The sequence below is a fragment of the Terrirhizobium terrae genome (genome assembly GCF_030323265.1).
Classification (GTDB): domain Bacteria; phylum Pseudomonadota; class Alphaproteobacteria; order Rhizobiales; family Rhizobiaceae; genus Neorhizobium.
This window is the reverse complement of sequence record NZ_CP104992.1, coordinates 84,974-104,799: the sequence shown is the minus strand read 5'-3', so window position 1 is coordinate 104,799 and position 19,826 is coordinate 84,974. Positions and strand designations below refer to the sequence as shown.

Here is a 19,826-nt window from a genome sequence, read left to right as displayed (position 1 = left end):
TTTGCAACAGAATTGAAGCGTTTAATGCGAGACGGTGTTGGAAAAGATATTGACCACGACGACGCCCGAAATGATCAGCCCGAGCCCGATGATCGCTGCAAGATCAAGTGTCTGGCGGAAAACGATGAGACCGACCACCGAGATCAGCACGATCCCGAGACCACTCCAGATTGCGTAGGCAACGCCGACCGGCAGGACGCGCAGCGTAATCGACAGGAAATAGAAGGCCAGACCATAGCACAGCGCCATGCCGAGCGTCGGTAGGAGACGGGTGAATTGCTGGCTCTGTTGCAGCAATGTCGTGCCGACGACTTCCAGCGCGATCGCGACGAAGAGCGATCCGTAAGTGAAAAGGGCAGGGTTCACGGTACTTCCTTCCGGGTCATGGCAATCAGGCCTTCGATTAGCGTCTCGCGGCTTTCATCCGGGCCGCCGGAATAGTCCAGCAGGCCGGCGAGCCACAGGCCGTCGGCCGCGTAGCGGGCGAGGGCGAGCGGCACGCCACTGTCGGTTTTTGCATGGCGAGCAAGCTGCTCTGCATACCAGGTCGACCAAATCGCCTTCATCTCGGGGTCGGTCAGCGAGGAGAGAGGCAGGGCATTCCACTGTTCGCCCATCTGTCGGTTCTCCGCCTTGGCGAAGGCACGGATATAGGCGCGGGTGAAGCGGCCATGGGGTTCGGCATCGGCCGCGATCAGTTGTTCAATTTCGGCGTCCAGCTGCTCCAGCAGATCGTGGAATACGGCCTGCACGAGCGCCTGCTTGCTGGGAAAATGGTGCAGCAACCCGCCCTTGGTGACATGGGCTGCATCGGCCACCGCCTGCAGCGTCACGGCCGGCAATCCCTGTTCGAGCGAAATGCGCGCCGCGCAATCCAAAAGGGCGCGGCGAACGGTTTCAGGCTGTTTCTTGCGTTCGTGTGCGGATGTCATGAAGTAAACATACCATACGGTCGGTATGTTTGGAAAGCAAAATTTTGTTCGACACGCAGCTCGGTTGAGTCTCGGGTGAGGGAGTTCAGCTGGCGGCAAGGATCGCGCATGAACCAGCAAAATGAGCAGCCATCGTTTTGCCCGATTCCACTCGAAACTCATATGCTGGCTATCGAAGCTGCCGCTCGATTCCCTCAACTTTCAGTCGATTTTTGCAAGTCGTTTTCCGCATAGCATGTCAAACCTGTGACACGACGGGGGCATCCCGCCGCCACGCCTGATCAAGATATCTTAAAGGCTTCTCCAGTGGACAACGTTTCTTCTCCCAATGTTTCTCAACCCTCGCAGGATTTCGGGACGACCGGCATTGCGCCTATGGATCGTCCGAGCGCCATCACCCGCTTCTTCATGGGCATTGTGGCCTGGGCGGAAAGGCTGAATTTCAAGCACGCAAAGCTCGGCAATCCGCCGGTCTATGACAATGCGACCTTTCCATGGGCTGCCGAGGTCGAGGCTGCTGCGCCCGCCATTCGCGCCGAGCTCGACCGCATTCTCGTGCGCAAGGACGAGTTGCCGACCTTCCAGGACATTTCCACCGACGTGAAGACGATCTCGTCCGATACCGGCTGGAAGACCTTCTTCCTACTCGGCTTCGGCATCAAGTCGGAGCAGAACGTCAAGGCCTGCCCGGAAACCTGGAAGGCGATGCAGAAGATCCCGGGGCTCACCACGGTGATGTTCTCCATCTTCGAGCCGGGCAAGCATCTTCCGGCCCATCGCGGCCCCTATAACGGCGTTCTACGCCTCCATCTCGGTCTCATCGTCCCGGAAAACACCGGTGACGACCTCGCCATCCGCGTGAAGGACCAGATCTGCCATTGGGAAGAGGGCAAGGTGCTGATCTTCGACGATGCCTATGAGCACGAGGCCTGGAACCACACCGACAAGACGCGCGTCGTGCTCTTCGTCGATTTCGTCAAGCCGCTGAAATTCCCGGCGCGGCTGGTCAACTGGATGCTGATGCATATGGCGATCTTCACGCCCTTCATCCGCGAAGGGCTCGATAATCACAAGGAATGGGAAAAGAAGTTTTACGCGCAGGCCGAGGCGTTGCGGAACCGGCCGAACTGAAGTCTCAAGGCCCCGGATTCACAATGGGCAGCAGTCTTGTGTTTCCCGGCTGGCGGGTCTTCGAGTTGAGACCGGCCGCCGATTGGTGCGGCGTTACCTCACTAGCTTCACGCGGGTTCGGCCGGAACTGGCGACGAACGGGTTCGACAATTCACGCAGCAACTTCTTGCGCATCGCCGACGCGTAGTCTCCCGGATCGTTCACCTCCATGGTGAAGCCGCCGGAACCGTGCACGACCTCGCGTTCGTAGTAGCTGGCGAGTTCTTCGTCATCGGCGGTAATCGCCAGCGCGTTTATCGTGACACCCATTTGTTTGGCCCGCTGTTTGGCTTGGTAAAGTGTCGCTCCCAGGCGTCTTTTGGGCACCGTCGTTTCGCGGCCGTCGCCCGAGACGTTGATCATCATGCGATGGGCACACATGTTCGGGGGCGATAGCATTTCCAGCGCCGCCCAGAGGCCGTTGCCGATCGCGGTGTCGCCGTAGACACGCCGCTCGCTGGCTTCGACTTCGTCGGCGAAGGCTTCAGAGCCCACGCCCTGGTCGACGATGAACCAGGCGAGCCTCTGCGTCGGAAACTCACCGTCTCCCCAGAAGACTGCGGACAGGGCGACGGTGCCGGCTTGCCTCAATGCGGACTTGATCGCGCCGTCGCGAAAGGCCGATGCGATTGCCGACTTCTGGAAGCGGTATTCGCCATCGGTAACGCTGCCGGATCCGTCGATCGCCAGCACGAGCGCAAGATCCGGGCAGACCGGCTGTGCTGCGGCTTCGCCATTGCAGGCGAATGCGAGCAGCGCCAGCGGCGCTGCCATTCCCCATCCCCGCATTTCCTCCGGCCCCCATCCATTCTTTTAAAATGACAGATGATCGCAATTTTTCGCGATACTAGGTCTCTTCCATCTGGCACGGGTCATGCAATTCCGTTGGTAAGCCTTCGGGCGTGCAGGAAACCCGCTTCGCAGCGGAACCTGGTGCAGCGGGACCTGCGACAATTCTCGGCATCGAAAGGCTTATGGCCGCACCGCGCTGCTTCGCGCCTGTGCATCTCCCCACGCCATTACGTCATTTTACGTATGTGGTTTTGCACTGCAGCGGCCGATAGTCCGCTTAAGCAACGGTCAAGGTCTCTGTTGCCGAGCGAACAAGAAGAGGGGTTCGACCAATGAATTTCAGAACGAAACTGGGCGGTGCATTGCTGGCCGCCGCACTCTCCACCACCGCGTTCCACGGCGCTTTCGCAGCGGACGACACGATCAAGATCGGCGTGCTGCACTCGCTTTCCGGCACGATGGCGATTTCCGAGACGACGCTCAAGGACGCCATGCTGATGATGGTGGAAGAGCAGAACAAGAAGGGCGGCGTGCTCGGCAAGAAGCTGGAAGCCGTCGTCGTCGATCCGGCTTCCGACTGGCCGCTGTTTGCGGAAAAGGCCCGCCAGCTGATCAGCCAGGATAAGGTCGCGGCCGTCTTCGGTTGCTGGACCTCGTCGTCGCGCAAGTCCGTCCTGCCGGTCTTCGAAGAGCTGAACTCGATCCTCTTCTACCCGGTCCAGTACGAGGGTGATGAATCCTCGCGCAACATCTTCTACACCGGTGCGGCGCCGAACCAGCAGGCCATCCCGGCCGTCGATTATCTGGCAGAGACCGAAGGCGTCGAGCGCTGGGTTCTCGCCGGCACCGACTATGTCTATCCGCAGACGACCAACAAGATCCTGAAGGCCTACCTGATGTCGAAGGGCGTCGCGGAAGAGGACATCATGATCAACTACACGCCGTTCGGTCATTCCGACTGGCAGACGATCGTCTCCGACATCAAGAAGTTCGGCTCGGCCGGCAAGAAGACCGCCGTCGTCTCCACCATCAATGGTGACGCCAACGTTCCGTTCTACAAGGAACTCGGCAACCAGGGCATCAAGGCCGAAGACATTCCGGTCGTCGCCTTCTCCGTCGGTGAAGAAGAACTCGCCGGCCTCGACACCACACCGCTCGTCGGCCATCTGGCTGCCTGGAACTACTTCCAGTCCGTCGATGCACCGGTCAATGCCGAGTTCATCAAGACCTGGCACGCCTTCACCAAGAACGACAAGCGCGTGACCAACGACCCGATGGAAGCCGCCTATATCGGCTTCAACGCCTGGGTTAAGGCCGTCGAGGCTGCCGGCACGACCGACACGGATGCCGTTCTCGACTCGATCATCGGCGTCTCCGTTCCGAACCTCTCGGGCGGCACCTCCACCGTCATGCCGAACCACCACATCACCAAGCCGGTGCTGATCGGCGAAATCCAGGCCGACGGCCAGTTCGAAGTCGTGCAGGAAACCGCGGCCGTCGTCGGTGACGAATGGTCGGATTACCTGCCGGACTCGAAAGACCTGATCTCCGATTGGCGCAAGCCGATGGAATGCGGCAACTTCAACGTCGCCACCGGCAAGTGCGGCGGCAAGGGTAGCTGATCCGTCAGCGTCTGGGGCCAAGACCCCTCCCAACCCTCCCCACAAGGGGGCTTTAACCCAGCCGCCCCGCCGCGGTTCACATCAGCCGAGGCGGATGCCGCGAGTTTTCTCCCCCTTGTGGGGGAGGTGGCCGGCAGGCCAGAGGGGAAACGCCCTCGCAACGCCATCCGGGGGACAGACATATGCTTATCCGTTTCATCACACTGATCTTTCTGGTCCTAGCTTCTGCCGCGACTTCCTTCGCGCAAGGCGCAGACCCAAAGCCGCTGTTCAACCAGCTGGCCGATGCCAATTTCAACGAGGCGGAAAAACTCGTCGGCGAAATCGCCGCGACCGGTGATCCGCGTGTCGTGCCGGCGCTCAATACGTTTGCCGAGGGCGATCTCTATTTCCGCAAGTCCGACAAGGCTGTCTTTTCCGCCAAGTCCGCCGGTTCGCAGTTCGACCTGATCGATCCGGTGACGGGCGCGAGCGCCGGCCAAGTCGCCAAGGGCGCGGTGACGAAAATCCGCGTCAATAACAACCTTCGCCGCGCCATCCGTGCAGCTCTCGGCGGGTTGACGCTGATGAGCCCGGATCGTGGCGCACGACTTTCCGCCGCCGATGCCATTCTGCGCTCGCCGAGTGCGGAAACGCTGGAACTGGTCGAGGCCGCGCTCGCCAAGGAAACCGACGCGGAAGTGAAGGCCCGCATGGAGGAGGCGCGCGCCGTATCGCTGCTCGCCTCCGACCGTTCCATCGATGAAAAGCGCGCCGCGATCGAGACGATTTCCGGGCTCGGCGCTCCCGGCCTCGGCGTGCTGAATTCCGTCGCCGGCACGATCGATCCGAGCCTCAAGCCCGATCTCGACGCGGCGATCGCCTCGATCCAGAACGAACAGCAGCTGTGGAACCTCGCCCAGAATGTCTGGTACGGCATGTCGCTCGGCTCCGTGCTGCTGCTTGCCGCCATCGGCCTCGCCATCACCTTCGGCGTCATGGGTATCATCAACATGGCGCATGGCGAAATGGTCATGCTCGGCGCCTATTCCACCTTCATGGTGCAGCAGGTGATCCGCGACAATGCGCCCGGCCTGTTCGACTGGTCGCTGGCGATCGCGCTCCCCGTCGCCTTCCTCGTCACCGGCCTTGTGGGTTTCGTCATCGAGCGCGGCGTCATCCGCTTCCTCTATGGCCGTCCGCTCGAAACGCTGCTGGCCACATGGGGTGTGTCGCTCATCCTGCAGCAGGCGATCCGCACGATCTTCGGCCCGACCAACCAGGAAGTCGGCAATCCGTCCTGGATGTCCGGTTCCTTCCCGCTCGGCGGCATGACGATCACTTACAATCGCATGTGGATCATCGTCTTCTCGCTGACGATCTTCTTCGCGCTGCTCTTCGTGATGAAGAAGACGGCTTATGGCCTCAACATGCGCGCCGTCACCCAGAACCGCCGAATGGCATCCTCGATGGGCATCCGCACGCCCTGGGTCGACGCGCTCACCTTCGCGCTCGGATCGGGCATTGCCGGCATTGCCGGCGTGGCGCTTTCCCAGATCGACAACGTCTCGCCCAATCTCGGCCAGAGCTACATCATCGACAGTTTCATGGTCGTGGTCTTCGGCGGCGTCGGCAATCTCTGGGGCACGCTGGTCGGGGCGCTTTCGCTCGGCATCCTCAACAAGTTCCTGGAGCCCTCCGTCGGTGCCGTGCTCGGAAAGATCCTCGTGCTCGTCCTCATCATCCTCTTCATCCAGAAACGTCCGCGCGGTCTCTTCGCGCTCAAGGGAAGGGCGGTGGAAGCATGATTACCGGCTTCATTCTCCGTGCCCTGGAGGGCAAGATCGTCATCGCCGTCGGCATTCTTCTGGCCGTCGCCATCATCGTCCCGGCGCTCAATCTGCTGACGCCGCCGGACAGCGCCCTGCATATCCCGACCTATGTCATGGCGCTGATGGGCAAGTATCTCTGCTATGCGCTTCTGGCCTTGGCACTCGATCTCGTCTGGGGTTATTGCGGCATCCTCTCTCTCGGCCATGGCGCCTTCTTCGCGCTCGGCGGTTATGCGATGGGCATGTATCTGATGCGCCAGATCGGTTCCCGCGGCGTCTACGGCAATCCCGACCTGCCGGATTTCATGGTCTTCCTCAACTGGAAGGAATTGCCTTGGTTCTGGTACGGATTCGATATGTTCCCGTTTGCGATGGCGATGGTGCTGATCGTGCCGGGCCTGCTCGCCTTCGTCTTCGGCTGGTTCGCCTTCCGGTCCCGCGTCAACGGCGTCTATCTGTCGATCATCACCCAGGCGATGACCTATGCGCTGATGCTCGCCTTCTTCCGCAACGACATGGGTTTCGGCGGCAATAACGGCCTCACCGACTTCAAGGATATCCTCGGCTTCCAGGTTCAGGCCGGCGGCACGCGTGCGGTCCTCTTCGCCATGTCGGCGATCATGCTGGCACTCTGCCTGATCGTCGCTTCGGCCATCACCCGTTCGAAGTTCGGCAAGGTTCTGGTCGGCGTGCGCGATGCCGAAAGCCGGGTGCGCTTCCTCGGTTTCCGGGTGGAAAACATCAAGCTTTTCACCTTTGTCGTCTCGGCCATGTTTGCCGGCATCGCCGGTGCGCTCTTCGTGCCGCAGGTCGGCATCATCAATCCGGGCGAGTTCGCGCCGGCCAACTCGATCGAAGTCGTCGTCTGGACGGCCGTCGGTGGCCGCGGCACGCTGATCGGCCCGATCATCGGCGCCATCCTCGTCAATGCGGGCAAGAGCTATTTTACCGGCGCCTTCCCGGAATTCTGGCTCTTTGCGCTCGGCGGCCTGTTCATCGCCGTCACGCTGTTCCTGCCCAAGGGCATCGTCGGCACGATCCAGCACGGCTGGAACGCCCGCAAGGCTTTGAAGGCTGCAGCGGACGCGGAAAAGTGCAGGGATGCCGGCGCGCCACCAACGGTGCAACAGGTCCAGGCAGCGGAGTGACATCATGAACACGATTTCGGAAACCCGCTCCAAAAGCCTTCTCTATCTGGAAGATGTCTCCGTCTCCTTCGACGGGTTCAAGGCGATCAACTCGCTGTCGCTTGTGGTGGAGCCCGGCGAACTGCGCGCCATCATCGGGCCAAATGGCGCCGGCAAGACGACGATGATGGACATCATCACCGGCAAGACGCGGCCGGACACCGGCAAGGTGATCTTCGAGGAGACGATCGACCTGACCAAGAAAGACGAGGCCGATATCGCGCAGCTCGGCATCGGCCGCAAATTCCAGAAGCCGACCGTGTTCGAAAGCCATACCGTCTGGGACAATCTGGAACTGGCGCTCAACCGCTCCCGCGGCGTCTTCGCCACGCTGTTCTACACGCTGACGGCTGAGGACAAGGCGCGCATCGAGGAGATCCTCGACACCATCCGCATGACGCATCGCAAGGATGAGTATGCGGCCAACCTTTCGCACGGGCAGAAACAGTGGCTGGAAATCGGCATGCTGCTCGCCCAGGAGCCAAAACTGCTGCTCGTCGACGAGCCTGTGGCCGGCATGACGGATGCCGAGACGGCCGAGACGGCTGTGCTGTTGCGCGAGATCGCCAAGACCCGTTCGGTCGTCGTCGTCGAACACGACATGGGCTTCATCCGCGATCTCGGGGTGAAGGTGACGTGCTTGGCGGAAGGATCGGTGCTCGCCGAAGGGTCGATCGATTTCGTTTCGAACGATCCGAAGGTGATCGAGAATTATCTGGGGCGGTGATGGTGAGCTCAGTGGCTGTGATACCCCCTCTGGCCTGCCGGCCATCTCCCCCACAAGGGGGAGATCAGCTGGGCGCGCTCTATCTGCCTCAAGCTGGCATCTTTTTCCGCTTCGATTTTCTTGCAGGATCACGTCCGGCCTCCGCTCAACCTTCAACGGGGGCGAGGGATTGCATCCTTCCGATCTCCCCCTTGTGGGGGAGATGCCCGGCAGGGCAGAGGGGGTAACGCCTCCCCACTTAGCAAACAGGGAGGCACCCCATGCTGACAGTCGACAACGTCAATCTCCACTACGGCGCAGCCCAGGCGCTTCGCGGCGTCTCCATCACCGCTGAGATGGGCAAGATCACCTGTGTGCTCGGGCGTAACGGCGTCGGCAAGTCGTCGCTGCTCAGGGCCGTCACCGGCCAGCATCCGGTTTCGGGCGGCACGATCAGCTTCCAGAACGAGACGTTGAACGGGCTTGCCCCGTATTCCCGCGCCAAGCATGGCATCGGCTATGTGCCGCAGGGCCGCGAGATCTTCCCGCTGCTGACCGTTCAGGAAAACCTGCAGAGCGGCTATGCGCCGCTCGCCCGCAAGGATCGCTACATCCCGGACGAAATCTTCTCGTTGTTTCCCGTGCTGAAGACCATGCTCGGTCGTCGCGGAGGCGACCTGTCCGGCGGCCAGCAGCAGCAGCTGGCAATCGGCCGGGCCATGGTCACGCGCCCGAAGATCCTCGTGCTCGACGAGCCGACCGAGGGCATCCAGCCGTCGATCATCAAGGATATCGGCCGGGCGATCCGCTATCTGCGCGATTCAACCGGCATGGCAATCCTGCTCGTCGAACAGTATCTCGACTTCTGCCGGGAGCTGGCAGATCAGGTCTACATCATGGATCGTGGCGAAATTGTGCATCAAGGGCCGGCTGAAACCTTGGATACGGCAGAAGCAAGGCGGCATCTAACAGTTTAATGGTCAATGTTTGCATAGCTTCTATTCGTTCAAACTGTATCAATACCTGAACCTGTATGCTAGATGAACGGCAGATGAACGACATCTCCGAACATCCTTGACAACCCGCACCCCATGATGAGGCGCTGATGGTCTTTGCATGCATCCTTGGTCACCGTTCCCGCTCCGCTCTTGTTCGCCTGACCGCGACCGGAGCCTTTTTCTTGGCTGCAGGTGCCGCCTTTGCCGGCTGCGGTCAGCCGATGGAAGCCGGTCGTCATGCGCTGACGATCGAGGCTGACGGCATTACGCGCCAAGCCGTCTATTACGTCCCGACCTCCTATACCGGCAAGGACAAGGTGCCGGTCGTGTTCGATTTCCACGGCAGCAACAGCAACCCTACCGGTCAGCTGAACCGCTCGTCCTGGGACAAGGTCGCCGAGAAGAACGGCTTCATCGCGATCGCGCTGCAGGGCAGCCTGCCGGGCAAGACGCCGGGCACCTTTGCCTGGAACGTGCCGCATGTCGAAGTCAGCAAGGCCATCATCCCGACGGGCGGCGCAGGCGGTCTCGACGAAATCTCCTTCATCCGCGAAGCGGTCGACGAAGTGAAGGAAGATTTCTGCGTCGATCCGAACCGCATCTTCGCGTCCGGCTATTCCGGCGGCGGCCGCATGCTGTCGGCCTATCTCTGCTCCGGTGGCGAGGGCTTCACCGGCGCTGGCTTCGTCAATTCGCTGCGCGCCGGTCGTCCGGTGGAGACCGACGGCAAGTGGGGGCCGGACAAGGAAAATTGCAGCCCGGTCAAGCCGATCTCGATCATGGCTTTCGCCGGCATCAAGGATGCACAGAACCCCTATGCGGGTGGCGGCGCGGCCTACTGGCAGTACAGCTTCAAGACCGCGATCCAGCGCTGGAGCGATCTCGACGGCTGCAAGGGCAATGACAATGCCAAGACGATCGACGACGTGACGTTCAGCATGTACGGCACCTGCAAGAACGGCGCCCGTATCGCGTCCTATGTCTTCGCAAACGGCACGCATGACTGGCCGAAGCCTGTCGTCGCCAAGCAGGCCGTTCTTGCTGCTGCCAAGGATGGCGCCGCGAGCGTCACCAAGGTCGCGGCTACCGCGTCTGCAAAGCCCGCCTTCGACACCAACGTTGATCCGGCTTTCCGGATGTGGGACTTCTTCGGCAAGGCTGACTCGACGGATGTCGTCGCGACGGCGGCGCCCGCCAAGTCCAAAGCCGGGGCGAAGTCTGGCACGTCCATTGCTTCTGACTGCGCAACACAGGCAGAAATCGAAGGTACGTCGTGCAGCAGCTCCCAGCCGATCAATATGCGCCGCAGCGGGCAAGGGGTTCAGGACGCCTTGTAACCAAGGTTTTCGGCGGGCGGACAAGGCTTGACGAATTCTACCAGGAAGGCTGCGCAAAAATACGCCTTCCGGAAACTTTCTCGCCTGAAATGGAGGCGATTCTCATCAATACGTCAGGGGGACTGACGGGCGGCGACGTGATCGAATGGTCCGTCGCCGCTGCGCCTTCCACAAGGCTCTCGGTCACCACCCAGGCGAACGAGAAGATTTACAAGGCCGCCTCCGATACGGCCTCCGTCTCCACCGACATCACGGTCGGTGCTGGTGCCTCCGTCCACTGGCTGCCCCAGGAAACGATCCTTTTCGACCAGGCCTCGCTGACGCGGCGGCTCGATGTCGATCTTGCCGACGACGCGGAATTTCTCGCCGTCGAGGCGGTACTGCTCGGGCGCAAGGCGATGGGCGAGGCGGTCGGTCGCGGCTTCTTCCGCGATCGCTGGCGGGTACGCCGCAATGGTCAGCTCATTCATGCCGAGGAACTGCGTTTCGAGGGCGAAATCGAGCGGCTGACCCAGGCCGCCGCCGTGCTCTCCGGCCAGGTCGCCTTCGCCACCCTGTTCTATACCGGTCCGCTTTGCGAGGCCCTCCTGCCGCGCCTGCGGGAATGCCTCGATGGCACGCCCGGCGGCGCAAGCCATTGGAACGGCAAGCTCATCGCCCGCATTGCGGCGCCGACCGGCTTCGACTTGAGAAAAATCCTGGTACCGGCAATTTCCGTATTGCGTAACGGCGCGCCAGTGCCGAAAGTCTGGCATATCTGATTTGCCGATTGCGACGATTACTGCGGGAAGCCCATGAACCTGACGCCCAGAGAAAAAGACAAGCTGCTGATTTCCATGGCTGCGATGGTCGCGCGGCGCCGCCTTGAGCGCGGCGTGAAGCTGAACTACCCGGAAGCGATCGCGCTGATCACCGACTTCGTCGTCGAAGGCGCCCGGGACGGCCGTTCCGTCGCCGATCTGATGGAGGCGGGCGCCCATGTCATTACCCGCGCTCAGGTGATGGAGGGCATCTCGGAAATGATCCACGACGTGCAGGTGGAGGCGACTTTTCCTGACGGCACGAAGCTCGTCACCGTGCATGAACCGATCCGCTAAGGAGGGTAGGCGATGCTGGAACTGCGCCCAAACTGCGAATGCTGCGACAAGGATCTGGCGCCCGACAGTCGCGAGGCGATGATCTGCACGTTCGAGTGCACGTTCTGCAGTGATTGCGTCACCAACGTTCTTGGCGGCGCCTGCCCGAATTGCGGCGGAGAGTTCGTTCGCCGTCCGGTGCGGCCACCCGCCGCACTGGCACGCAACCCGGCATCGACGAAGCGTGTTCTGAGAGCCGACTGCAAGCCCCAAATTGCTTTAACTGCCTGAGGAGGTGATTCATGATCCCCGGTGAAGTCATTGCCGCTGCAGGCGAAATCGAGCTCAATGTCGGCGCGCCGACGATCTCGATCGAGGTGTCCAATACCGGTGACCGGCCGGTCCAGGTGGGCAGCCACTACCATTTCTTCGAGACCAACAATGGACTATCCTTCGAGCGCGACAAGGCGCGGGGTATGCGGCTCGACATTCCCGCCGGCACTGCGGTGCGATTCGAGCCCGGCCAGACCCGCTCCGTGACGCTCATTCCGCTTTCCGGCGACCGGAAGGTTTTCGGTTTCCAGCAGAAGATCATGGGAGAGCTCTGACATGGCGACGAAACATTATCTCGGCAGCTGCCAATGCGGCGCGGTTTCCTTCGAGGCCGATGTCGATCTGGATCAGACGATCACCTGCAACTGCTCGCGCTGCCAGCGGCTCGGCTCGGTTCTGGCCTTCGCGCCGCGCGGTGCCTTCACGCTGAAATCCGGCGAGGACAATCTTACCGAATACCGCTTCAACACGAAGAAGTTGCAGCACCTGTTCTGCAAGACCTGCGGCATCGAGAGTTTTGCCTATGGGGATTCTCCGAAGGATGGCTCGCCCATGGTGGCAATCAACGCCAATTGCCTCGAAGGCGTCGATCCACGGGCACTGACCTCGCATCACTTCGATGGCGCTGCGGCCTAGGGAATTCGAATGCTGAAACTCGCGCTTTTGCCGATGCTCTGCGGATGTGTACTGCTGGTGGATGCCCCGACCTCGAACGGGCAGCAGCCGGAGGTCGATTGCGACAACGCGCAGACCCAGATGGCCATGAATATCTGCGCCGGGCAGGACTTCGACGAGGCCGATGCGGAGCTCAATACCCAATACAAGCTGACCCGCGACGAAATGCGCGCGGCGGATAAGGATGCGAGCGAGGCGACTGCCGGTGCCGAGGATGCGCTGGTCAAAGCCCAGCGCGCCTGGGTCTCCTATCGCGATGCGCAATGTGCATCCTACGGCTTTCAGGCGCGCGGCGGCTCGATGCAGCCGATGCTGATTTCCGGATGCCAGGCCGATCTGACGCGCAAGCGTACCCAAGAACTGAAGGAGCTGACGGAAAACTCGGGCAACTGAACCTGTCTCCGTCACTCTCCCGCGACCAAAGTTGTCGAACTCCAGAGGTAGTCCATGTCCTTCAAGATGTCCCGCGCCGCCTATGCCTCGATGTTCGGTCCGACGACCGGCGACAAGGTGCGGCTGGCCGATACCGAGCTGTTCATCGAGGTGGAGAAGGACTTCACCACTTACGGCGAAGAGGTGAAGTTCGGCGGCGGCAAGGTCATCCGTGACGGCATGGGCCAGAGCCAGGCGACGCGCGGCGAGGGCGCGGTCGATACGGTCATCACCAATGCTTTGATCATCGACCATAGCGGCATCTACAAGGCGGATGTGGGTCTGAAGGACGGCCGTATCCATGCGATCGGCAAGGCCGGTAATCCGGATACGCAGCCGGGCGTCACCATCATCGTCGGACCTTCCACGGAAGCCATTGCCGGCGAGGGCAAGATCCTGACGGCCGGCGGCATGGACGCGCATATCCATTACATCTGCCCGCAGCAGATCGAGGAAGCGCTGATGAGCGGCGTCACCTGCATGCTCGGCGGCGGTTCCGGCCCGGCACACGGGACGCTCGCCACTACCTGCACCGGCGCCTGGCATATCGAGCGGATGATAGAGAGTTTCGACGCCTTCCCGATGAACCTTGCGCTTGCCGGCAAGGGCAATGCCTCGCTGCCTGCGCCGCTCGAAGAAATGATCCTTGCCGGCGCCTCGTCGCTGAAGCTGCACGAGGATTGGGGCACGACGCCGGCGGCGATCGACAACTGCCTGACGGTGGCCGATGCGTTCGACGTGCAGGTGATGATCCATACCGATACGCTGAACGAGAGCGGCTTCGTCGAAGACACGGTGAAGGCGATTGCCGGCCGCACCATCCATGCCTTCCACACGGAAGGGGCGGGCGGCGGCCATGCGCCCGACATCATCAAAGTCTGCGGAAATCCGAACGTCATTCCGTCGTCGACCAACCCGACTCGGCCCTACACGGTCAACACGCTCGCCGAACATCTCGACATGCTGATGGTCTGCCATCACCTGTCGCCGTCTATTCCCGAAGACATCGCGTTTGCCGAAAGCCGCATCCGCAAGGAAACGATTGCTGCGGAAGACATTCTCCACGATATCGGCGCCTTCTCGATCATCTCGTCCGACAGCCAGGCCATGGGCCGCGTCGGCGAGGTGGCGATCCGCACCTGGCAGACGGCCGACAAGATGAAGCGCCAGCGCGGCCAGCTGAAGGACGAGACCGGCGACAACGACAATTTCCGCGTCAAGCGCTACATCGCCAAATACACGATCAACCCGGCGATCGCCCATGGCGTTTCCCACGAGATCGGTTCGGTGGAAGTCGGCAAGCGCGCCGATCTGGTTCTGTGGAGCCCGGCCTTCTTCGGCGTGAAGCCGGAAATGGTGCTGCTCGGCGGTTCGATCGCGGCGGCTCCGATGGGGGATCCGAACGCCTCGATCCCGACGCCGCAGCCGATGCATTACCGCCCGATGTTCGCCGCCTATGGCAAGCTGCGCACCAATTCCTCGGTCACCTTCGTTTCCCAGGCCTCGCTCGATGCCGGCCTGTCGCACAAGCTCGGCGTCGCCAAGAAGCTGGTGGCGGTGAAGAATGTCCGCGGCGGCATCGGCAAGGCGTCGATGATCCACAATTCGGCAACGCCGCATGTGGAGGTCGACCCGGAAACCTACGAGGTGCGTGCCGACGGCGAGCTCTTGACCTGCCAGCCGGCGACGGTTCTGCCGATGGCGCAGCGCTATTTCCTGTTCTGACGGGGAGGGTCGGCGGTGATGCAAACCGTCCGGCGATGTGAGGCTGCGGATATCGCCGAATGGGCGCGTCTGCGGCATGCGCTCTGGCCGGACGGATCCGCAGACGGGCATGCCGCCGAAATCGCGGCGGCGCTGTCGGACGGTTCGTTGCGCGGTTATCTCGCCGTGAGCGGGGAGGGCGAGGCGATCGGCTTTGCCGAGATTTCCATTCGTCGCTACGCCAATGGCAGCACCCAATCGCCGGTGCCGTTTCTGGAGGGCATCTGGATTGCGGTGGAATACCGTCGCCATGGTATCGGACAGATGCTGATCGAGCGGATTTCGACGGATTGCGCGGCGGAGGGTTTCGTCGAACTCTGCTCCGATGCGGAGATCGACAATCTTGCGTCCCACCATGCCCATGAAAGCTGGGGCTTTGCTGAGACGGAGCGGGTCGTCTATTTTCGCAAACCCCTTTGAGATATCACGACGATGAAATCCGCTTTCCGCGTCCTGCTTGCCGTCGTTGCCGTGATTGTGCTGGCAGTCGCGGCAGGTACATTCGTCCCGCGCCCGCTGTCTGAGCGTGGCTCCTCCGGAGAGGCCGCAGAGACACGGCGCATTCTCGTGCTCTCCAATCCAATTCACACGGATATCGCCATTCCGCTAGATGCCGAGACGCGGGCGGCCTATGGGTTTCTCGGGGCTTTCGGCGTGCCGGTCGGCGAGCCCGGCGCGGAATGGCTGATCATCGGCTGGGGAGGCCGGGCTTTCTATCTGGAAACGCCCACCTGGGCCGAGCTGAAGCCCATGCCGCTGTTTCGGGCGCTGACGATCGACAGATCGGTCATGCATGTGGACGTGGCGGGTGGGATCGAGGAGGAGCACCCGTCCATCAGGTCCTTTGACCTCGGACCTGCGGAGTTTGGAGCACTGTCCGACTTCATACAGGCAAGTTTCGTCCGAAACGGCGGTAACGTCGTCGTCATCCCTGATGCGAGCTATGGAATGTACGATCGGTTCTTCGAGGCGCATGGTTCGTTCAACGCTCTCGTCGGGTGCAACACATGGACGGCGCGCGCCCTTCGTTCGGCGGGCATTCGGACCGGCTGGTGGAATCCCCTGCCGCAAACATTGGGTCTCTCGCTAGACCTGTTCAATTGAAGGACGGAGTCCCCCTTGGCGATCCTCGGGTCTCACTGCGCTCGCCCGAGGATGACGGGCATTTTTCTGCTCGGGTTAAATCCGAGGATCGGCCGGGACACGTCGGGTGCCTCGAATTGAATTTTTATATGTGACACTCGGCGTGTCCCGTTCGGTGTGTTTTTCCACGCAACTCCGGTCCGTCTAGGGCGGCAGGTCTTAATGTCCTTGCGGACTGCCGGCCGGTTTGTGTGCGACACACGCACGCCTCCTTGCAAAAGGAGAGGCAGACCATTTTCTGCGCAGCCCCGGATGTCCCGCCTGCATCACTGCGGTCCATCCGATCACCGATCCCGCCTCGCCGGCAATGCTGACCGGTGTAGCCGAAGCGGAACGGCGAGATTGTAGGCATGGGGCAAAAGGGCGTGGATGAAAAAAGAGGTAAGTGACTGGAATTGCTCGGGCGTGGTGTCGAAACGTCCACGGCTACCATCCACCGCTGACCTGTCATCCCGCCATCGATGTTCAGGGCAGAGATATGGTTCTCCTCGGCCGTCTCAGGTGATTGATAAAATATCCGTCAATATTGTCGTGCCGGAAATTGGTTTTTACTATGAATCATGACGTTAATCCATGTTAATCCAAGTTTTGGAAGGGTTATTCCTCGTTCTGCCACGAGAGATCCTCCAGTCGACTGGACAGCGCATTAGAAACATCTATAGTAGCTCCATCGTCGGCAAATCAGCCTGTAGGCGCCGACGGCTGAGAGCCACGCTCCCGCCTGCGTAATCGAGGTGGCTGCGGTGACATCCAAGGATTTACATTCTCCATCAGCGCTTATGAAATACCTGTCAAAGCTTCGCGACATGAAAGAAGCGTACGCAGCCGGTCACCGACCGCACACGGCCGGTGGCAGGCTGTCGACCAAGCTTCCCGATGACGAGGCGGAGGTTTTAAGCGAGCAGCCATGGGGGCCGTGATCCGCATAGGCTTTACGCTACATTGGAAAAAGCCGGTGCATGTCGGTACGGAGGACCGACTGGATGTCACGATACGGGGGCCGGGCGATGCGATCCGGTACATGCACGCCAATTTCGTGGCCAAGCGAGGTTCCAGCTATTGGCGGGCGCATTCATTGTGTCATCATGCCATTTCCGGTCAGATGCACCATGAGCTGTCCCGGCAGGCTTTTCTGGATGCTTGGGTCGAGCAGACCTTCATCGTCGAGGGCGCTTCCGACTGATCCGTCAGCACGGGCGAGCATTTCTTTGGAACAGAAGGTGATATCGCTTGTTGGCTCTATGTCGCATTCCGCGACAAGGAGTACGCAAAGTGCAAGACACTCCAAAGCCTGGCCAGAAGCCCGACAGCCGGCCTGACCAGCAGAAGGACCGGCCGGACGACAAGTCCCCTGTCCAGACCAAACCAAGCGACCGTCACGACGATAAGGTAGATCGTCGCTAACTCATGCCCCGGCTGGGTTATGCCCCAGCCGGACGTTCAGAGGAGTCGGCTGACAGAGGGCCTTTCCTGTCCAGATCTCATCGCCGATGCTCGGCGGTTGGGAATAGCCGAACTGTCGCGGAGGCGAGGAGAGAGACGTGACCCCCAGTTTTCAGTACGAGCCCGAGATGAGGGTGATCTACGACATTTTCACGAAAGAGGTTCTCGTGACGTTTCGCGGCGAAGTCAGGATGCTTGGCCCTTTCCCGGACAAGAAGGCCGCCACGGCAGCGGCAGAGGATTTCTGCCGTTCGAAAGGCTGGCAGGATCATTGACAGCGCCGCCATTGTAGGCTTCGTACTCAGCGGATCGCGCAGAAACGGTGCAAAGCCCTGCTTCCTGTGAATACCTGCCCTGCAGAACCGGTTTTTATCAAGAACTTTGCTGCACTGCGGAAAAAGTGCCGCTATGAGAAGGCATCTGCCTCTGGACGGGGCGAATGTTCATTCTCATGGAGGCATATATGCTGGGCAAGAAGGTTCCCAACGTCATTTTCCGCACCCGCGTACGCGACGAAGCCGTCGGCGGCCCGAACCCTTTCCGCTGGCAGGACATGACCTCGGCCGACTATTTTGCCGGCAAGCGCGTCGTGCTGTTCTCGCTGCCGGGCGCATTCACGCCGACCTGCTCGACCTACCAGCTGCCCGATTTCGAAAAGCTCTTCCCTGATTTCCAGGCCGAAGGCATCGATGCAATCTACTGCATGTCGGTCAACGACGCGTTCGTGATGAACGCCTGGGCCAAGAGCCAGAACCTTGCAAACGTCTCGGTCATCCCAGACGGTTCGGGCGAGTTCACCCGCAAGATGGGCATGCTCGTCGCCAAGGACAATCTCGGCTTCGGCATGCGCTCCTGGCGCTATGCCGCGATCGTCAACGACGGCAAGGTCGAGCAGTGGTTCGAGGAAGAAGGCTATTCCGACAACTGCGAAACGGACCCCTATGGTGCGTCGTCGCCGCAGAATATTCTCGACAGCCTCAAGGCCGTCAAGGTCGCTGCCGAGTAAGGCGTTGCGCTCTTAATTTTCAGAAGCCCGGCCTCTTGATGAGAGGCTGGGCTTTTTTGTTGCTCTGCGCATGTTGCGCTTGTGCTCGGCGCAACGGACGGCAATGATGCGGGACCTTTGCAGATTAAAGAGTTCATCATGCAGCACATCCATTCCTACCGCCCGGCCGGCGAGATCTCCGATCCGCCCATCGATACCGTCAGCCTGCCGCACGACCTGCGCCATCTTCGCCGCAAGCTGCTGCATCTGTCCAATGGCGACATGGTGATGCTCGACCTGAAAGAGGCCGTACTCTTCCATCATGGCGACCGGCTGGTGCTCGACAATGGCGACACGGTGGAGGTGCAGGCAGCGCCCGAAAAGCTGTTCGAAGTGAAGGCGCGCGATACGCTGCATCTGATCGAGCTCGCCTGGCATCTCGGCAACCGGCATCTCTCGGCGCAGATCGAGGAAGGCCGCATCCTGATCCTGCGGGATCACGTAATCCGCGCGATGCTGCAGGGCCTCGGCGCGACGGTTTCTGATGTGGAAGAGGGTTTTCAGCCGGCGCGGGGTGCCTATCACTCGCATGGCTCCCATTCCCATGGCCACGATCACCACGACCACGGCCATCATGATCATGGTCACCATGGGCACGATCATGGCGACGGTCATCACCATCACGACTGATCTGCACGTGAATGGGGAGGAAATGCCGGCGCAGCGGCTGGCGAATGCTAGGCCTGAGAGTGCCATCGATACGCGGGCGCTTCTGCGGCTGATGGCCTGGCTCTCGCCGGCCTTTCCGATCGGCGGGTTTGCCTGGTCGGGCGGGCTGGAGCGGGCGGTTGCCGATGGTCTGGTGAAGAACGCCGACGATCTGCAGGACTGGCTTGCGACGCTGCTGGCTCACGGTTCGCTGTGGAACGATGCGGTGCTGTTTTCCGAGGCCTGGCGGCAGGCGGAGAATGATGCTGCCCTTCGGGATGTCGCGGCGTTGGGGCTGGTGCTCGCCGGTTCGGCGGAGCGGTTCAGCGAGACGCTGTCTTTGGGCAAGGCTTTTGCGACGGCAGCAGCGGCTTGGCCGCATCCGGTGCTGGAGCGACTGCCGGAGGATCTGCCGTTTCCGGTCGCGGTTGGTGCGGTGGCTGCGGGGCACGACGTGTCCTTGTCCCAAGCGCTGGCCGCCTATCTGCATGCCGCCGTGTCCCAGGCCGTTTCGGCCGGCATCCGGCTGAGTGTGGCCGGGCAGGCGCAGGGGTGGCCATTCTTGCGGCGCTGGAGGCACCGGTTGAGGAAGTGTCACGGCAGGCGTCGAGCACGAACCTCGATGATCTCGGGACTTCGGCGGTGCAGGCAGAGATCGCAGCACTCAGACACGAAACACAGCATTCGCGGCTTTTTCGCTCCTGACGGCGGA

General features: G+C 61.2%; 23 protein-coding genes and 1 pseudogene. 21 read left to right on the top strand and 3 right to left on the bottom strand.

The window, feature by feature from the left end; translation table 11 throughout:
- Nucleotides 1-21: 21 nt before the first annotated feature.
- Nucleotides 22-366 (bottom strand): DMT family transporter, encoded by a 345-nt coding sequence (locus tag N7E02_RS08500; RefSeq protein WP_286581439.1) that lies wholly within the window; start codon nt 364-366, stop codon nt 22-24.
- Nucleotides 363-932, bottom strand: coding sequence for a TetR/AcrR family transcriptional regulator (locus N7E02_RS08495; protein WP_286581438.1), 570 nt, complete (start codon nt 930-932; stop codon nt 363-365). The genes N7E02_RS08500 and N7E02_RS08495 overlap by 4 nt, the downstream gene beginning before the upstream one ends.
- Before the next feature lie 306 nt (nt 933-1,238).
- Here N7E02_RS08495 and olsC point away from each other — a divergent pair, with 306 nt between their 5' ends.
- Nucleotides 1,239-2,063, top strand: a complete 825-nt coding sequence (gene olsC, locus N7E02_RS08490) for an ornithine lipid ester-linked acyl 2-hydroxylase OlsC (RefSeq protein ID WP_286581437.1) — start codon at nt 1,239-1,241, stop codon at nt 2,061-2,063.
- 93 nt (nt 2,064-2,156) lie between these two features.
- On the opposite strand, the gene N7E02_RS08485 is transcribed toward olsC, so the two are convergent.
- Nucleotides 2,157-2,876: a DUF1194 domain-containing protein gene (locus N7E02_RS08485; protein WP_286581436.1), complete on the bottom strand. Its 720-nt coding sequence runs from the start codon at nt 2,874-2,876 to the stop codon at nt 2,157-2,159.
- Nucleotides 2,877-3,226: 350 nt separating this feature from the next.
- On the opposite strand from N7E02_RS08485, the gene urtA reads away from it, so the two are divergent.
- The 20 genes and pseudogenes from urtA to N7E02_RS08385 all read left to right on the top strand — a co-directional run bounded on the left by urtA (nt 3,227) and on the right by N7E02_RS08385 (nt 19,819).
- A complete protein-coding gene (gene urtA, locus N7E02_RS08480; RefSeq protein ID WP_286581435.1) occupies nt 3,227-4,516 on the top strand; it encodes an urea ABC transporter substrate-binding protein in 1,290 nt (429 codons plus the stop codon).
- A 182-nt stretch (nt 4,517-4,698) separates the two neighbouring features.
- Nucleotides 4,699-6,303, top strand: coding sequence for an urea ABC transporter permease subunit UrtB (gene urtB, locus N7E02_RS08475; RefSeq protein ID WP_286581434.1), 1,605 nt, complete (start codon nt 4,699-4,701; stop codon nt 6,301-6,303).
- Nucleotides 6,300-7,475, top strand: coding sequence for an urea ABC transporter permease subunit UrtC (gene urtC, locus N7E02_RS08470; RefSeq protein ID WP_286581433.1), 1,176 nt, complete (start codon nt 6,300-6,302; stop codon nt 7,473-7,475). Before urtB ends, urtC begins: the two co-directional genes overlap by 4 nt.
- 4 nt (nt 7,476-7,479) lie before the next feature.
- Nucleotides 7,480-8,241: an urea ABC transporter ATP-binding protein UrtD gene (urtD, locus tag N7E02_RS08465; RefSeq protein ID WP_286581432.1), complete on the top strand. Its 762-nt coding sequence runs from the start codon at nt 7,480-7,482 to the stop codon at nt 8,239-8,241.
- Nucleotides 8,242-8,501: 260 nt separating this feature from the next.
- Nucleotides 8,502-9,197 (top strand): urea ABC transporter ATP-binding subunit UrtE, encoded by a 696-nt coding sequence (gene urtE, locus N7E02_RS08460; RefSeq protein WP_286581431.1) that lies wholly within the window; start codon nt 8,502-8,504, stop codon nt 9,195-9,197.
- A 203-nt stretch (nt 9,198-9,400) separates the two neighbouring features.
- Nucleotides 9,401-10,555, top strand: coding sequence for a CE1 family esterase (locus N7E02_RS08455; RefSeq protein ID WP_286581430.1), 1,155 nt, complete (start codon nt 9,401-9,403; stop codon nt 10,553-10,555).
- Nucleotides 10,492-11,316 carry an urease accessory protein UreD gene (locus N7E02_RS08450; protein WP_286581429.1) on the top strand — a complete coding sequence of 275 codons (825 nt, stop codon included), beginning with the start codon at nt 10,492-10,494 and terminating at the stop codon, nt 11,314-11,316. Before N7E02_RS08455 ends, N7E02_RS08450 begins: the two co-directional genes overlap by 64 nt.
- A gap of 33 nt (nt 11,317-11,349) precedes the next feature.
- Nucleotides 11,350-11,652 (top strand): urease subunit gamma, encoded by a 303-nt coding sequence (locus N7E02_RS08445; RefSeq protein WP_286581428.1) that lies wholly within the window; start codon nt 11,350-11,352, stop codon nt 11,650-11,652.
- Between the two features lie 12 nt (nt 11,653-11,664).
- Nucleotides 11,665-11,922 (top strand): DUF1272 domain-containing protein, encoded by a 258-nt coding sequence (locus N7E02_RS08440; RefSeq protein ID WP_286581427.1) that lies wholly within the window; start codon nt 11,665-11,667, stop codon nt 11,920-11,922.
- Between the two features lie 11 nt (nt 11,923-11,933).
- A complete protein-coding gene (locus N7E02_RS08435) occupies nt 11,934-12,239 on the top strand; it encodes an urease subunit beta (RefSeq protein WP_286581426.1) in 306 nt (101 codons plus the stop codon).
- Nucleotide 12,240: 1 nt separating this feature from the next.
- On the top strand, nt 12,241-12,600 hold the full coding sequence (locus N7E02_RS08430) for a GFA family protein (RefSeq protein WP_286581425.1): 360 nt from the start codon (nt 12,241-12,243) through the stop codon (nt 12,598-12,600).
- A 9-nt stretch (nt 12,601-12,609) separates the two neighbouring features.
- Nucleotides 12,610-13,032: a lysozyme inhibitor LprI family protein gene (locus tag N7E02_RS08425; RefSeq protein WP_374730677.1), complete on the top strand. Its 423-nt coding sequence runs from the start codon at nt 12,610-12,612 to the stop codon at nt 13,030-13,032.
- A 54-nt stretch (nt 13,033-13,086) separates the two neighbouring features.
- On the top strand, nt 13,087-14,796 hold the full coding sequence (ureC, locus tag N7E02_RS08420; RefSeq protein WP_286581424.1) for an urease subunit alpha: 1,710 nt from the start codon (nt 13,087-13,089) through the stop codon (nt 14,794-14,796).
- 18 nt (nt 14,797-14,814) lie between these two features.
- Complete coding sequence (locus N7E02_RS08415) at nt 14,815-15,255, top strand: GNAT family N-acetyltransferase (RefSeq protein ID WP_286584103.1); 441 nt, start codon at nt 14,815-14,817, stop codon at nt 15,253-15,255.
- Nucleotides 15,256-15,267: 12 nt separating this feature from the next.
- Nucleotides 15,268-15,939 carry a TIGR02117 family protein gene (locus N7E02_RS08410; protein WP_286581423.1) on the top strand — a complete coding sequence of 224 codons (672 nt, stop codon included), beginning with the start codon at nt 15,268-15,270 and terminating at the stop codon, nt 15,937-15,939.
- A 946-nt stretch (nt 15,940-16,885) separates the two neighbouring features.
- Nucleotides 16,886-17,161, top strand: coding sequence for a DUF982 domain-containing protein (locus N7E02_RS08405; protein ID WP_286581422.1), 276 nt, complete (start codon nt 16,886-16,888; stop codon nt 17,159-17,161).
- Between the two features lie 358 nt (nt 17,162-17,519).
- A complete protein-coding gene (locus N7E02_RS08400; RefSeq protein ID WP_286581421.1) occupies nt 17,520-17,696 on the top strand; it encodes a hypothetical protein in 177 nt (58 codons plus the stop codon).
- 188 nt (nt 17,697-17,884) lie between these two features.
- Entirely contained in the window at nt 17,885-18,427 is a 543-nt protein-coding gene (locus N7E02_RS08395; protein ID WP_286581420.1) for a peroxiredoxin, read from the top strand.
- A 138-nt stretch (nt 18,428-18,565) separates the two neighbouring features.
- On the top strand, nt 18,566-19,096 hold the full coding sequence (ureE, locus tag N7E02_RS08390; protein ID WP_286581419.1) for an urease accessory protein UreE: 531 nt from the start codon (nt 18,566-18,568) through the stop codon (nt 19,094-19,096).
- 22 nt (nt 19,097-19,118) lie between these two features.
- Nucleotides 19,119-19,819 (top strand): annotated as a pseudogene (locus N7E02_RS08385) (urease accessory protein UreF).
- The last annotated feature ends 7 nt before the right edge of the window (nt 19,820-19,826 follow it).

Bases quoted from the DNA above. Each gene is read 5' to 3' on its own strand.
- N7E02_RS08495 (WP_286581438.1), bottom strand. From the start codon at position 932: ATGACATCCGCACACGAACGCAAGAAACAGCCTGAAACCGTTCGCCGC.
- N7E02_RS08485 (WP_286581436.1), bottom strand. From the start codon at position 2,876: ATGGCAGCGCCGCTGGCGCTGCTCGCATTCGCCTGCAATGGCGAAGCC.
- urtA (WP_286581435.1), top strand. From the start codon at position 3,227: ATGAATTTCAGAACGAAACTGGGCGGTGCATTGCTGGCCGCCGCACTC.
- urtB (WP_286581434.1), top strand. From the start codon at position 4,699: ATGCTTATCCGTTTCATCACACTGATCTTTCTGGTCCTAGCTTCTGCC.
- urtC (WP_286581433.1), top strand. From the start codon at position 6,300: ATGATTACCGGCTTCATTCTCCGTGCCCTGGAGGGCAAGATCGTCATC.
- urtD (WP_286581432.1), top strand. From the start codon at position 7,480: ATGAACACGATTTCGGAAACCCGCTCCAAAAGCCTTCTCTATCTGGAA.
- urtE (WP_286581431.1), top strand. From the start codon at position 8,502: ATGCTGACAGTCGACAACGTCAATCTCCACTACGGCGCAGCCCAGGCG.
- N7E02_RS08445 (WP_286581428.1), top strand. From the start codon at position 11,350: ATGAACCTGACGCCCAGAGAAAAAGACAAGCTGCTGATTTCCATGGCT.
- N7E02_RS08440 (WP_286581427.1), top strand. From the start codon at position 11,665: ATGCTGGAACTGCGCCCAAACTGCGAATGCTGCGACAAGGATCTGGCG.
- N7E02_RS08435 (WP_286581426.1), top strand. From the start codon at position 11,934: ATGATCCCCGGTGAAGTCATTGCCGCTGCAGGCGAAATCGAGCTCAAT.
- N7E02_RS08430 (WP_286581425.1), top strand. From the start codon at position 12,241: ATGGCGACGAAACATTATCTCGGCAGCTGCCAATGCGGCGCGGTTTCC.
- N7E02_RS08425 (WP_374730677.1), top strand. From the start codon at position 12,610: ATGCTGAAACTCGCGCTTTTGCCGATGCTCTGCGGATGTGTACTGCTG.
- ureC (WP_286581424.1), top strand. From the start codon at position 13,087: ATGTCCTTCAAGATGTCCCGCGCCGCCTATGCCTCGATGTTCGGTCCG.
- N7E02_RS08415 (WP_286584103.1), top strand. From the start codon at position 14,815: ATGCAAACCGTCCGGCGATGTGAGGCTGCGGATATCGCCGAATGGGCG.
- N7E02_RS08410 (WP_286581423.1), top strand. From the start codon at position 15,268: ATGAAATCCGCTTTCCGCGTCCTGCTTGCCGTCGTTGCCGTGATTGTG.
- N7E02_RS08405 (WP_286581422.1), top strand. From the start codon at position 16,886: ATGGGGGCCGTGATCCGCATAGGCTTTACGCTACATTGGAAAAAGCCG.
- N7E02_RS08395 (WP_286581420.1), top strand. From the start codon at position 17,885: ATGCTGGGCAAGAAGGTTCCCAACGTCATTTTCCGCACCCGCGTACGC.
- ureE (WP_286581419.1), top strand. From the start codon at position 18,566: ATGCAGCACATCCATTCCTACCGCCCGGCCGGCGAGATCTCCGATCCG.